The sequence below is a fragment of the Paenibacillus sp. IHB B 3415 genome, assembly GCF_000802655.2.
Taxonomy (GTDB): domain Bacteria; phylum Bacillota; class Bacilli; order Paenibacillales; family Paenibacillaceae; genus Paenibacillus_AQ; species Paenibacillus_AQ phytohabitans.
On sequence record NZ_JUEI01000067.1, the window covers coordinates 19,038 to 31,675 of the forward strand.

Genomic DNA, 12,638 nt, shown 5'->3' on the forward strand with positions numbered 1-12,638 from the left:
GTTGTGAACTAGCGGCTCTGAGGGACAAAAGACATTCCCAGGCCGATTAGTATTAAAGTCACAAATAAGACCGCTCCTGCGATTCCCCAGAGCAGCGTTTGCTTCCGAAAGAGCTTTTTCTGAACGGTCAGCAGCTTCATCACCCATTCAACAGCCTCTTTATCCGGATAGAGCGGATCTTGGTGCGCAGGCATCAGCGTTGCCTGCATCTCCGGGAAGTCCTTCTTCAGCATTTGCAGCACTTCCTGATGCCCGTTCTCCAGCAGTAGTCTGCAGCGTTTGCGTTCAAACGGATTAAGAGTATTCAGCTTTTCCTTCAGCAGCTCATACTTCCACATGGCTCCATTGCCGACAAGAATGGGGATTTGCGAGTTCCACCATAGCTCAAGTGCGCTGGTTCCTTTACGCTCCTGATGGATATCCACCCATAGAATAATATGTGTAAATTCACTGGCCAGGAGCTCCGATATGTCCCATGAATATCCCCTGCGGTAGAAAGTAACGCCTTCATATTCAAACATGGTAGACACGGAGTCTGCCTGTTCCCCTTCAAATACAATCTGTTCAAGCGAACTAATCTCAGGTCTGTTATCTCCGCACACCAGCGGCTTCCAGCCGAGATCCGCCAGTCCTGCAGCCAGCAGAAAAGCCGCCGCACCAACATCCTCTTCCCCTCCGGCACCGCATATACCAATGACAAGGGGGACATTGCTGCCCAATATCCTCGCACTTGCTGCGGGTACGGCCTGCTGTCCTTCCACCGGAATGGATTGCTCCAGGCTCTCCAGCGTTCCCTCGTCTGCTGCCGAGGATTCCGTTCTAACCACCGGCCTCGGTCTGGGTGAAGTTGACCCTCCGCCGGAGCCTGTAGCAGGAGATGGCCTGACACCAGCAGATGCTCCCCCGGATCTTGCCGCCGGTTGTGGCCGGGTAAGCGACTCTGCGGGTCTTGCAGGGGCTTGAGCCGGTTCCTCCGATGGCTGAACTGAAGCAGGTGCTGTGGTTGTGCCTTTAAATGAGAACAAGCCTTTCTTTTTGCCAAGGATAGTATAATAATCCCTTGTCGTTTTCTTCTCCCTGATCCAGTTCAGAAGATCGTCACCCCTGAATTCTGTGGTGAACTGAAGATCGTGAATATTCATATTGACCATAGTCCGTATAAACTCAATATCTGTCTTCAGTGCAGGATCTAATTGAACGATCAGCCGTGTATGCTTGAGATATTTCCGGATCAGTGTCATGAACCCTACAATCTCAGCAGCCTTCACAGGTGTCCCGAGACCCGCTCCGCCCTCCATAATCACGATGGAAGAGGGATCAACCTCCTTGCTGCTGAAGCCCCGAATAAAACTATGCAGCGTAGAATGTTTACCTGAAATCACGTAGCCCTCATGCTCCAGTGACCGTGACAGAAGCATGATGAGTTCAGGCGAGCAGACCAGATGTACGCTTTTCATATGTAACCTCCTCCATAATCCTCCCGCTTAATAAGGGTAAATCCGGATAATAGCCCCATCGCCCTGGATAACATCAGCCAATACCACTTGCTGGCCAAGCTCCGTCCATACCTCTCCGGTGCAGCTGACCTCGCATTTGAACTCCCAATTATCGGGGAGCCAGTTTGCTTGCTTCAGCAATTCTAGACAATGCCCTGCAGTAATAGAAAGGGAGATATCCAGATCTATTACTTTCTTGTTCGCTCCATTAAAAAAAACAGTGGTTAAGGCTGTTGACATATCCTGATTCCCCCTGACGATTAAACTTATTGCAGCCACAAACATAATTCTTCCATTGCTGTTGACAAGGTTGCTCTATCTCGGATAATTTGGTCTTCCGGTCCACGTTGCAGCAGCCACATCATATCTTCATGAATGACTACGTTCAGTTCACGAATAACCTGAGCTTCCTCATGGATGCATTGGATTTCCGCCAGTGAGGATATAGACGCCCCAGCTTGAAGCAGCCTCTCTGCCCATACTCCATAATCCGGATCTTCGATGATCAATTGCTGTGAATTCCCATTATCCTCCGGGTACTGAACCAAAGGAATTCGCTCAATGATTTGAAACATCAGCTCATGCTGTGCATAGATTTCCTGCATTTTGTATGTATGGGTCTCAGGCTGATGTTCAAGCTCGAACTGTGTTTCATCCTGATCAAAATAATAGATTTTAGAGGCCATATCCTCTCGTTGAACCAGCTGACAGAGATACGATGTACAGTTGGAACCTGCGGCAATACATTTACGAAGGACTTCATTTACCTTGGCAAGCCCCATAAAATCTATCTCCAGGTACCCCTTCGCTTCAAGTGATCTCCTCTGGGCATTCATCAGGGCACGCTGCTTATTCTCCGTTTCGTCCTCCAAATGTATTTCAAGTCCCGGAAAGCTGTTTTTTCCTATTAATGCAGCTAAATATATGATTTCTAAAGCCTGTAATTCAAAGATTTCACGCGTCGGTTCCATCGTTTCATTCACCTGCTATCTATAGATCTGTAATCATTTTGATTTGCGTTCCGGAGCCCGCTATAAGCAGCATGGCTTCACTAGTGTCCATCTGTTGGTTAAGCTCATGGTATTCCATACTCTCTATAAAGTGGGCATAAGTCATATGATCACTCAGTTTCCCGCCCGTCAGCAGCGCATTGCCGCTATTGATCATCTCTCCCGCCAGATTTGTGATAAGCTGCAGCTGGTTCAATTCATGTACATTGCTGCCAGCCATCAGCAGAACGCCAAGCCCGCCGCCAAAACTTGCAATCCGCTCCAAGTGATCCAGCGAATCATTCTCCATCAGATCAAAGGCAGACTTCAAATTCGGCATTACAATGACAAGCAGAGGATACTTGGACAAAATATAGCCGGTTTCATCGAATTCTCCGGACAACGAACCCGCAGCCAAAGCTTGACGGGCATCATTTTTTCTAAGCTGCAGCTGTTCTATTAATGACTGCGTGAGCTGTAGAAACTCTTCTGCTGTACTCGTAACAGTTATCGCCGGAATTGCCCGTATTCCTGTCCATTTAGCAGCACCGCTGTCGAATAAATAAAGTTCCTTGGTAATTGAACCCGCCGAAGCTTCAAGAGCCCGCAGGATAGATGTGAACGTTAGATCCACTTGCTGTTGATTCGTATAGGAGACTACAAAACTGCTGATTTCCTTCACATTTATATCTACCGGCAGTGTCGTTGTCCGTTCCAATCCAATGGGTACCAGAGTATCCCCGGTTCCTTCGGGCCGGTTCTTGTCTGCACGCTCCAGAAGTTCTGTAAGTGAAAGCTTATCCGGTATTACTGATATCCCGGCAGGATGGGCTTCTCCTGCCACTGCTTTCATCTCTGAGCTGATACGGCGTATTGAAGCAGCTATTTGATCATCCGAGCTGCCCTCCGCCGGCAGGGCGGTATGGAATTCCAGAATCCGGTTGTCCTTAAGCAGCCCGCGGCCTACGGTATTGGTTGGCTCCATACCTTCTGTTCTCCCCAGAACGCTTGAATAATCCAGCCTGTCAGACATTTGGAATACAAGAGACTGCCTGATATTCTGGCTGATCCGGTAAGGATAGGAGTTAACCGTATTGGCAGTAAATACAAAGTATATTCCATAGCTGCCTCCTTCGCGCACAAGCTTCGCCAGATCCAGAACATAGTCATCGTAAGCTTCCGAGAACCCTGTGAAATTATCGAGCATAATAACGATGTAAGGAACCTTTTCCCCGGTTGCGTTGGTATATGAAACCAGATTGCTGATTCCAAACTGAGAAAACTTATGTTTGCGATCATTCAGTTGTGAGAGCAGCCAGCTTATCAGTTTACCAAGCTTTTGTTCATCCTCCGGATAAATGACATCCCCCAAATGCGGAAGCTCATGAAATACACCTAGAGTTCTTGTGCCGAAATCCAGAATATAAAAATTCACATACTCAGGATCATATTTCATGGCCAGCGACATAATCATTGTCTTTAACAGTGTTGTCTTACCGCTGCCTGGAGCTCCATAAACCAGCAAATGTCCGTTCAGATTGAAATTAATATCCAGATTGTACTGCTCCTGATCCGAAGGATTGTCTATCCGCCCAACGGAGGCAACCAGTTGATCACTTGGCTCCTGCCAATGCTCACCATTCCAGATAAGGTCATGATCCAGCACTTCCGATAGACCCAATATCTCCGGAAGTGGAGGAAGCCACAACTGAAAGGCCTCTCCAATTGATTCTTCAGCAGAAATGGCAGCAATATGGTTAACTACGGCCTGCAGTTCGCTTAATGCCAAGGTATTATCACTATGCTTCTGCTTCGGAATTAGCGCTCTGCGGTCTCCACCTAATGAAACGATATCCAGTTTAGGGCTTCCATCAACATCAGTTCCGCCTGTATGATAAGGCGCCCCGCTCCACGAAGACTGGAACAAGGTAAACAGTTCGTTATTACCGACCTGCAAATACCCGCGGCCTTTTTCTTTGATCTCGGCTGCTTCCGGGCGTTTCAGCATTTCATTACTGTCCGAGGGTGTCTGCACCTTGAGACACAATTTGAATCTGGAGTTACTCCATATCTGGTCATCGACAACACCGGACGGCTTCTGGGTTGCCAATATTAAGTGAATGCCCAAGCTTCTTCCGACACGCGCCGCACTGACCAGTTCTTTCATGAATTCCGGCTGATCCGATTTCAGCTCCGCGAATTCATCCACCACTATGATCAAATGCGGCAAAGGAAGTCTTACTTCCTTGTTGCGGTAGAGGACAATGTAGTTGTCAATACTGGTCACACCGGCTTCACTGAAAAGTCTCTGTCTCCGCAGAAGTTCGCTTTTGATCGAAGCGAGTGCCCTGTTGATCTGATTGCCGCCCAGATTGGTAATCGTCCCCACCAGGTGTGGGAGTCCCAGAAAGGCATTCGCCATCCCGCCGCCTTTATAGTCAATCAGTACGAAAGCAATCTCATGCGGATGATAATTCACCGCCAGACCCAGCAGCAGGGATTGAAGCAGCTCACTTTTCCCGGATCCGGTGGTTCCGGCTACCAGTCCATGGGGACCATAGCTTTTTTCATGCATATCGAACAAAAGAGACTTCCCTCCTGCCCCCAGCCCAAGGGGAATGGACAATGTACGGTTGGCCTGGTTTCTGGACCAGCGCTCCAGCACATTCAGCTCTTCGACCTGTTCAACCTCAAAGCTCTCCAGAAAAGTAACCATTGGCGGTATATAGCTATTGTTCTGTCCGGCCTTAATTCTGAGCGGAGACAAAGAACGGGCGAAGTATTCGGAATGCGTTTTATCGAGTGAATCGGCTGTGAAAAAATCGGTCAGATGAGTTAACAGATTATTGGTGTCTTTGCGGACCATTCCCCTGCCATCCTTAATTTCCAGAATAACCTGGCAATTCAGCGGCAGCGCTACATCAATCTTCTCTGACATAAAAATGCTTGTCACTCCCGGCAATGAATCGCCCGACAACAAATATTTCATCATTTCTGTACTGTCCCACAGTTCAGGGGCAAAAACTAAAAAGACATAGTGCGGGGTCTGCAAATTCTGCAGCAGACCATAACTGCTCTTGTTGCCTTCTTCTCTCTTTCTAAGCTCCACAAGCAGTTCATCGGCAACATTAGCAGCCTCGTAGGATGTCGTGGCCAGACTTCTCTGGCTACGGTCCTTATTCCACGTATGCGGCAGCCATTTTAGCCATTCCCAGTACTCAAGATCGTCCGGCTGCATCACACATACTACCCTCACATCATCGTAGCCCTGGTGAGTTGTCAGATGAACTATGGCGGCATTCAGGAAATCGCGGACCTCCTGCCGTTGGCCGTATAACCCGAGCGTACTAATATTACTTAGCGGTATGTAAACCGGAATATCTCTTACAAAGTACATTTCCTCGCATATCTTACTGGCAATCTCTTCGAGAGGGTTCTCATCATCGATGGCTTTCGTCGTCGGGCTGTACGTTGGCACCAGGGAGATCGGTTGAATTCCAACTCCAACCCGTATATTAAGAAAATCATCTTCAATCGCCGTTCTTTCCCAGAGCTGTTTACTTCTGCCCCGTGCGATTTCAATACAGGTCTGTATACTTGGATGAATATATGTATAGGCTTCACGTTGCGTACTGGCGGCACCCTGCAAATCATTACGAACCTGGAATAAGTAGTTGAGATATTTCTTTTCCAATTTTTTATTCTGCTCATGATGCTTTTTAACACTGGATTTATAATTCATGACCGAAACCATAACTGTTAGAGCAGTCATACTCATAGTTGAGATAAGCATGGTGTATGACCTGGTTAAAGTTGACATAAATATGGATATGACCAGCATTCCGAGCGGAGGAACTATAATCGTCAACCATGAGAAGGTCGGTTTTCCCGAAGGTTTGGCCGGATCCTCCAGTTCCAGCTCGCCTATCGGGTAGTTTGGTTTAATCCGGGGGGTTCTTTGTACCTGATTGGTTAACATTTCTTGAGTGCTCATCTTTTCATCACCACTGGATAGGAATTTTGGATTACGAAACTATTGATTTAAATTTTAAATAAATTTTGTATTTTTTCATTAAATTGGGATATATATTATGTTTTATCGGCACCACTTTTGAATAATTTATATTTTACATAACATTTTTTGCTAATATAGTCCATTAATCCCTAATTAGTTACGAATGCCTTTCACTCGCTAAAGTTACCAGGGCAAGAAGATGCAGTTCTTTAGTAATGTTTTTTTATTGCATTGTTTTCAATATAAGAAATATGTCTCATTTACATTTTATTCTTAATAAGTAATTATTTTATGACGGCGCCAAAAAAAAGACCAGCTCCTGCCCTTTTCGAGCAAACCCCGGACTTAAATTCCCATTCTTTATTCTTTTTTAGATCTAATGCCTCAGAAATTTTCCGGGAATCTCCCCCTCCAAAAAATTAGATTGACTTAAACCATGGTTTAAGTCGTATCCTATTCCTGTCGACAACTAACCAACCCCCATGGAGGTCTCCAGATGAAATATGTTTCCATTAGCGAAGCTGCAGCCCAGTTAGGGATTCCGGAATCAACGATCCGTTATTATGAGAAAAAGGGATTACTGCCACAGATGGAGCGTGACGAAGCCGGGAGGCGGATATTCTCGGAGAATCGTATTGCTTTCCTTAAGATCATTATTTATCTGAAAAATACGCATATGCCCATCAGCAATATCAGGCAATATGTGGACTGGATGTTAGAAGGGGACAGCACAACTGAACTCCGGCTTAGAATGTTTCAGGAGCACAAGCAGGCTGTGCTGGCGGAAATTGCGCTCATGACAGAATCCTTGCAGGGCATCGACAAGAAAATCGCACGTTATACAAATTATTTATCAAAATAATGAGAAGAGGTTCTAAAATGAAACTTACAGGAAACACAATCCTTATTACTGGCGGAGGCTCGGGAATCGGACTCGCTTTTGCCGAACGCTTCATCAATGCCGGAAATACAGTCATCATTACCGGACGGCGTGAACAGGTCCTGCAGGATGCCAAGGACAAGTTCCCCGGCCTGATTACCCGTGTAAGTGATTTGAATATCGAATCCGAGCGTATCGCCTTGTTCGACTGGGTAACTGCGAACTATCCGGAATTGAATGTGTTAGTGAACAATGCCGGGACCCAGCAGCGCTTCAATGTACTCAAAGCAGATGCGAGAAACAATTGGGCTTATTTCAATCAAGAAATCACAACAAACCTTGAAGCGCCTCTTCATCTGGCTATGCTGTTCGCTCCATTATTCGCAGCAAGGGAAGCGGCGGCTATCCTCAACGTCACCTCCGGCCTGGCCTTTACACCGTTTGCCATTGGCCCGATCTATTCAGCGACGAAGGCAGCGCTTCATTCGTTCACCATGAGTCTCCGACTCCAGCTGTCCGATACCTCTGTAGAAGTCATTGAAGTTGCTCCTCCGGCGGTGAATACGGATCTCGGCGGAAGCGGGCTGCATGTCCACGGCGAACCGTTAGATGCGTTCACGGACGGAATCTTCCAGGGATTAGCGGAGGGACAGCAGGAGATCGGCTACGGCACTTCAGTGGACCGGCTGCGCATGTCACGCGATAAGATCGACGAATACGCGGTCAATATGTATCAGGCAATGAAGAGCTATATTGAATAAATGCGTCTCTTATAAAGATAAACCCCGCCGCAAATGGACGGGGTTTATTTTTTTAATTGAAACCTGCCGGGTACGGAGGCCGTAGTTAAGGGTAACTAACGATTAAAGCCGCACCGCATTGGCTACTACAACCTTAGAGGAGGAAACAAGATGTTCAAAAAAATTCTTGGTAAAGTCCTGCACTCCGTAGAGCAGTCCAAACATGGCGGACACCGCAGGCATTCGAGCAGCAACAAAGGGAGGCCAGTATCCAGAAGGCATTCAAGCAGCAGCCCCGGATACAAGCGGCATTCCTCTTCAGATGCCCGCCGCGGAGGAACCGGACATAAATACTATAAGAACCGTCACGGCAGTTCAAGCTGAAGCTGGCTTGATTTCTTCATACACATTCATAAGGCGCCTCTCAGCATTTGGCTGAAGGCGCCTTTTTTTGAACAGATATCAACGCAGCAGACTCTTATACAATTCTCCGGCCTCACGGATAAACACAGCCGTGTCCGGATAGGTCTCCTGCTCTCCAAGCAGACGGGACAGCATCTGCAGCATTCCAGGCGACAGCTCCAGCTCTTCCCGCCAGCTCCGCTCCGCCCCTCCCCGCTGAGGATGATAACCGGAATACAGCATGAACAGCATCAGTTGTCCTACATCGTACAAATCCGAAGCGATCTCCGGCGGCCTATGTTCCGGCAGCTCTTTCTCCCTCGGCTTCAGCCGCCCAAGCACGGTATCCGCCTCTCCAATCTTTGCAGCCAATCCGAAATCAATTAAGTACAGGTCTTCATTCTGGAGTATCACATTGGGTATCCGCAGATCCAGATGAACGTATCCGCGCGAATGGACATGGGCAACCCGCTCCATCAGCTTCAGCGTCGTGGCCAGACACTCCCGCTCACCGTAGACAATCTGCTCATCAAAGATCAGATCCTCCAGCGTCTTCCCCGCAATATAATCGGTAACCAGCCAGTTCGAGCCTTTATATTTGAAATAATCGCGGCAAGCCGGAATGTTAGGATGCTCCATTTCCCCTAGAATAGCACTCTCCCTGGCCAGCAGCGCCCGGCCAACCGCTTTCTTACTGGGTCTGGACTGTTTGAGTGCCAGAGGCGTCCCGTCTTCAGGACTCCGGGTAAGGTACGTCAGCCCGTAGCTGCCTTCTCCCAGCAAAGCCTCTATTGTATAATGCCCGCCAATCACAGCCCCTTCCGGGAAGGGATAATCCCGCCAGGCCCGGATGAATTCGTGCCACCGTTCAAATGCCATAACCATTACGCCCCCTTCCGCTTCCTGCGCCAGATAGAGTATCAGCAGCAGTATTATTATCTCACAGATGACCGTTGCTGGCACCGGAGGCACGGCAGGTCAGCACAAAGGCAGGGAGTTAGCCATGAGAAAAAGAACCTCAGTGCTTCTGGGGTTCTTCGTTATGTATCATAAAATGTTGTACGTTTTACAGCTTTGCTCCAAGATGCCCGGGGGGTCGCGAGGATTCATGTATGAAATACAACAATTATCCCGCATAGCCGCTTAGACAAGCAGAAATCCTGCCTTTTGTACAACAATTTCCGATTAGGCTCGATTTCATGAGCGAAATGTTGTATTTGGGGCAGGATTTTTACTTAGTAGCAGATAGCAGGTAACAGATAAACCGGATCGTCCAAAAGCTCCTCAGAACACCTTCTTCTTATCCCGTTCCTCAATCAAAATCTGCACCGATTCCTTAAACCGCAAAGCATGCACAATCTCTCGCTCCCGCAGGAACTTGAGGCTGTCTTGCAGATCCACATCATCCGTCATATCGATCAGCCACTGATATGTAGCCCGGGCCTTTTCTTCGGCGGCAATGTCCTCGTAGAGGTCAGCCAGCGGATCACCTTTGGCCTGGATATACGCAGCTGTCCAGGGGACCCCTGCTGAATTCTGGTAGAACAGCGCGTGGTCACGCTGTGCATAGTTCGGGCCAAGCCCGGCAGCTTCGAGTTCACTGATCGATGCATCTTTTGTCAATTTATATATCATCGTAGCAATCATTTCCAGGTGCGCAAATTCCTCAGTCGAAATATCGGTCAATACACCGATAACCTTATCCGGTATTGCATAGCGCTGATTCATGTAACGTAGGGCCGCCGCCAGTTCCCCGTCCGCACCGCCATATTGCTCCATCAGGTACCGCGCCATCCGCACATCGCATTTGCCTACACGCACCGGGTATTGTAGCTTCTTCTCGTAGATCCACATTCGTGTGCTTCCCCCTCCTCAGACTTTTATGTTCTCCGTCCTACGGTTCAGACTTGCCACGGCCAAGGGCTCTGGCTCCATTCCCATGGACACTTGGAGTAGGCGCGCCCGAAATTCTGCAGGGGTCCGTAAAGCTCCTGAAACTGGTTCGCCAGCTTGGTGCGTTCGAAGGTCAACTGATTGAACTGCTCTATGGCCTTCAGATCCTCCGGGTGGGTGTCCAGGTACAGATTCAGCTCAACTAGTGCGAAATCGAGCACCTGCAGTTGTTCCAGCATTTCATAATAACGGGGTTCGCAAGCATTAGCCTCCATAGCCTACTTCCCTCCTTTGAACTTTGATTCGTACGGGCTGAACAGCTCGGGCCATAGCGTCCCATACTTCAGTGCTTCCGGCAAGGAGAACTGCGGCAGATTCGGAGGCTGAAAATTAATGAATTGGTTCGGCGGCACAACATACGTCTTGAACGGCACCGGTGGACAAGGATCAAACGGTCCCCTGTACGGCGTCCATACACGCTCCTGGGAGTTCAATGATCATTCCTCCTTATAGATTAATGGTATACCTTTATTATTCCAGATCTCACCTTCCTAACTAATTTATGACGGCTCCAGAGAGGAATAGAACCCCTTCGCAAAAAAGGGAACATCAAGCAGCCCTGTAATGGCTTCTTATGTTCCCGTTAAAATATAGCCGCCATTTCGACGATTCTCTCGCTTATCTTTATTTTCCTCTGCGTCTGTTTTAGTCATGGACAGAGCTCGGTAATAGAATACGGATAATCTGTAGTTATGTGAATCCCTCTACTCAAAGCCCCGTCTGACGGCATATCAAAATTGTCTTGTTCATTTTCGATAAACCTGACCTTACGCTTCTTCAGCTCTTTCTGCAGCCGGTAAAGATATCCTGCATAATCTGCCTCTGGATGGCTTCGCCAGCAAGGGCCATAGGCCCGCTAAGTAATTAACGCAGTAATCCATATTGCTACTGGCGAGCTGTGGGGTGGTATCAAACGGCGCGGTACGCTCCCCATATCTCAAGTGATAACTGCCGTCTCAAAGGCCGCCCCTGCATCCCTACAGCACCTTAAAATCCTTGATAATATCCACTGGTACATTCAAGGATTGGGCAACCACTGAAAACGCCATCTGCTGCCTTCGAAGAGCTGATTACCTTGTTCTTCTGCAACTGGGCAGATGCGTAGTTGCCAACTTTCGGAACTTTGCCGCAGTTGCTGTGCAGATCCAAATGCGCTCCCTCCAGGATTCCCAGGTAACCATCCTTCCTACAGACACGTGGCTGCTGCACAATGCAAGTAGAGGAGATAAATGAGTACATTGCTGGCCAGCAACAGGGTGAGCTCAAGAATTATCTCCGCCCTAATATGCTTTACACTATAAAAGAGCTAGCTTTTGTCGGTAATTAAATCTTTTAAAATAATCAAAACTCTTATTCTTCGCGAAAAAACGTGAACAAAGTTGAAGATATTAGGGATCTTGGATTGGAAACATACAGGAAAAGGACTTGATAATTCATCAGTTGGTTAGCCTTTATTAGAAAGGAATCACACATACTGCATTGCAAGAAATCCAAGTAAAATAAAAAGAAGCCCAGAAATTAAGGCTTCTCAAGATGAATAGTTAAGAAAAATAATCATTTAAATTTTCTGGTGTAATGCTGTTCCATAACCAAAAGTGATCACCCTGTGATACAAGCAGTCTATCAAGCCATAATTCGAAGTTTAAATGCAGTGGATCTCCATCATTATGAGATGAAGTATAGATAGATTGATCAAGAAGATAACCTTTTTTTCCATCTTTAACATAATCGCTATTCACACAAATTAATGTCTGATCAAACTTAGCAATGGTATACACATGTTCAGGAGTCGGATACTTTTCCAATGCATCTAAAATTTCATCGATCCCAAAAATGTGCCAATGAGGCGCGGATTCTTCAACATCCTTATACAATTCCATCCCATTATGAAGAGAAAGAAAAAACTTATAATCCTCAGGAAGTTTTAGATTCGTTTCAGACTCAAAATCCTCTATTTCTTTCGAATTAGCCGATTTTGAAAACGAAAAAGAACATTTAAGATAATAACCTAAATTTCTTTGAATCTGAAAAGGGATATTATTTTGCATAGTCTTTTTTAATGCATCAAGGGATGCAACGATCAATTTTGACATTTTGCAGCCCCCTTAATTATTTAATAACTCAACTTTCGCAGCCTAAATCTCCAAACAAACCCTTGATATA

Annotated in this window: 12 protein-coding genes; 3 read left to right on the forward strand and 9 right to left on the reverse strand. The window is 47.0% G+C overall.

Going from position 1 to position 12,638, the window contains the following annotated elements; genetic code table 11:
* Positions 1 to 8 precede the first annotated feature (8 nt).
* Genes QW71_RS26450 through essC form a run of 4 tightly spaced genes read right to left on the reverse strand, consistent with a single transcriptional unit; the run spans position 9 to position 6,479 of the window.
* Positions 9 to 1,457: a hypothetical protein gene (locus tag QW71_RS26450; RefSeq protein WP_039306353.1), complete on the reverse strand. Its 1,449-nt coding sequence runs from the start codon at positions 1,455 to 1,457 to the stop codon at positions 9 to 11.
* Between the two features lie 27 nt (positions 1,458 to 1,484).
* Positions 1,485 to 1,736: a hypothetical protein gene (locus QW71_RS26455; RefSeq protein ID WP_039306357.1), complete on the reverse strand. Its 252-nt coding sequence runs from the start codon at positions 1,734 to 1,736 to the stop codon at positions 1,485 to 1,487.
* A gap of 26 nt (positions 1,737 to 1,762) precedes the next feature.
* Positions 1,763 to 2,467 (reverse strand): hypothetical protein, encoded by a 705-nt coding sequence (locus QW71_RS26460; RefSeq protein WP_039306360.1) that lies wholly within the window; start codon positions 2,465 to 2,467, stop codon positions 1,763 to 1,765.
* Positions 2,468 to 2,486: 19 nt separating this feature from the next.
* Complete coding sequence (gene essC, locus QW71_RS26465; protein ID WP_083442735.1) at positions 2,487 to 6,479, reverse strand: type VII secretion protein EssC; 3,993 nt, start codon at positions 6,477 to 6,479, stop codon at positions 2,487 to 2,489.
* 517 nt (positions 6,480 to 6,996) lie between these two features.
* On the opposite strand from essC, the gene QW71_RS26470 reads away from it, so the two are divergent.
* The 3 genes from QW71_RS26470 to QW71_RS26480 all read left to right on the forward strand — a co-directional run bounded on the left by QW71_RS26470 (position 6,997) and on the right by QW71_RS26480 (position 8,504).
* The gene (locus QW71_RS26470; protein WP_039306363.1) at positions 6,997 to 7,362 is read left to right on the forward strand and encodes a MerR family transcriptional regulator; all 366 of its coding nucleotides are present in this window, start codon (positions 6,997 to 6,999) and stop codon (positions 7,360 to 7,362) included.
* Positions 7,363 to 7,379: 17 nt separating this feature from the next.
* Complete coding sequence (locus QW71_RS26475) at positions 7,380 to 8,141, forward strand: SDR family oxidoreductase (protein ID WP_039306366.1); 762 nt, start codon at positions 7,380 to 7,382, stop codon at positions 8,139 to 8,141.
* A 150-nt stretch (positions 8,142 to 8,291) separates the two neighbouring features.
* Positions 8,292 to 8,504, forward strand: coding sequence for a hypothetical protein (locus QW71_RS26480; RefSeq protein ID WP_039306369.1), 213 nt, complete (start codon positions 8,292 to 8,294; stop codon positions 8,502 to 8,504).
* A gap of 78 nt (positions 8,505 to 8,582) precedes the next feature.
* On the opposite strand, the gene QW71_RS26485 is transcribed toward QW71_RS26480, so the two are convergent.
* The 5 genes from QW71_RS26485 to QW71_RS26505 form a co-directional block, all read right to left on the reverse strand.
* A complete protein-coding gene (locus QW71_RS26485) occupies positions 8,583 to 9,401 on the reverse strand; it encodes a protein kinase (protein WP_039306372.1) in 819 nt (272 codons plus the stop codon).
* Positions 9,402 to 9,806: 405 nt separating this feature from the next.
* Positions 9,807 to 10,376, reverse strand: a complete 570-nt coding sequence (locus QW71_RS26490; protein WP_039306375.1) for a manganese catalase family protein — start codon at positions 10,374 to 10,376, stop codon at positions 9,807 to 9,809.
* A 47-nt stretch (positions 10,377 to 10,423) separates the two neighbouring features.
* Positions 10,424 to 10,690, reverse strand: a complete 267-nt coding sequence (locus QW71_RS26495; RefSeq protein WP_039306379.1) for a spore coat protein CotJB — start codon at positions 10,688 to 10,690, stop codon at positions 10,424 to 10,426.
* A gap of 3 nt (positions 10,691 to 10,693) precedes the next feature.
* Positions 10,694 to 10,909, reverse strand: a complete 216-nt coding sequence (locus QW71_RS26500; RefSeq protein WP_039306384.1) for a spore coat associated protein CotJA — start codon at positions 10,907 to 10,909, stop codon at positions 10,694 to 10,696.
* Positions 10,910 to 12,016: 1,107 nt separating this feature from the next.
* Complete coding sequence (locus QW71_RS26505; RefSeq protein WP_039306387.1) at positions 12,017 to 12,568, reverse strand: SMI1/KNR4 family protein; 552 nt, start codon at positions 12,566 to 12,568, stop codon at positions 12,017 to 12,019.
* Positions 12,569 to 12,638 lie beyond the last annotated feature (70 nt).

Bases quoted from the DNA above. Each gene is read 5' to 3' on its own strand.
- QW71_RS26450 (WP_039306353.1), bottom strand. From the start codon at position 1,457: ATGAAAAGCGTACATCTGGTCTGCTCGCCTGAACTCATCATGCTTCTG.
- QW71_RS26455 (WP_039306357.1), bottom strand. From the start codon at position 1,736: ATGTCAACAGCCTTAACCACTGTTTTTTTTAATGGAGCGAACAAGAAA.
- QW71_RS26460 (WP_039306360.1), bottom strand. From the start codon at position 2,467: ATGGAACCGACGCGTGAAATCTTTGAATTACAGGCTTTAGAAATCATA.
- essC (WP_083442735.1), bottom strand. From the start codon at position 6,479: ATGAGCACTCAAGAAATGTTAACCAATCAGGTACAAAGAACCCCCCGG.
- QW71_RS26470 (WP_039306363.1), top strand. From the start codon at position 6,997: ATGAAATATGTTTCCATTAGCGAAGCTGCAGCCCAGTTAGGGATTCCG.
- QW71_RS26475 (WP_039306366.1), top strand. From the start codon at position 7,380: ATGAAACTTACAGGAAACACAATCCTTATTACTGGCGGAGGCTCGGGA.
- QW71_RS26480 (WP_039306369.1), top strand. From the start codon at position 8,292: ATGTTCAAAAAAATTCTTGGTAAAGTCCTGCACTCCGTAGAGCAGTCC.
- QW71_RS26485 (WP_039306372.1), bottom strand. From the start codon at position 9,401: ATGGCATTTGAACGGTGGCACGAATTCATCCGGGCCTGGCGGGATTAT.
- QW71_RS26490 (WP_039306375.1), bottom strand. From the start codon at position 10,376: ATGTGGATCTACGAGAAGAAGCTACAATACCCGGTGCGTGTAGGCAAA.
- QW71_RS26495 (WP_039306379.1), bottom strand. From the start codon at position 10,690: ATGGAGGCTAATGCTTGCGAACCCCGTTATTATGAAATGCTGGAACAA.
- QW71_RS26505 (WP_039306387.1), bottom strand. From the start codon at position 12,568: ATGTCAAAATTGATCGTTGCATCCCTTGATGCATTAAAAAAGACTATG.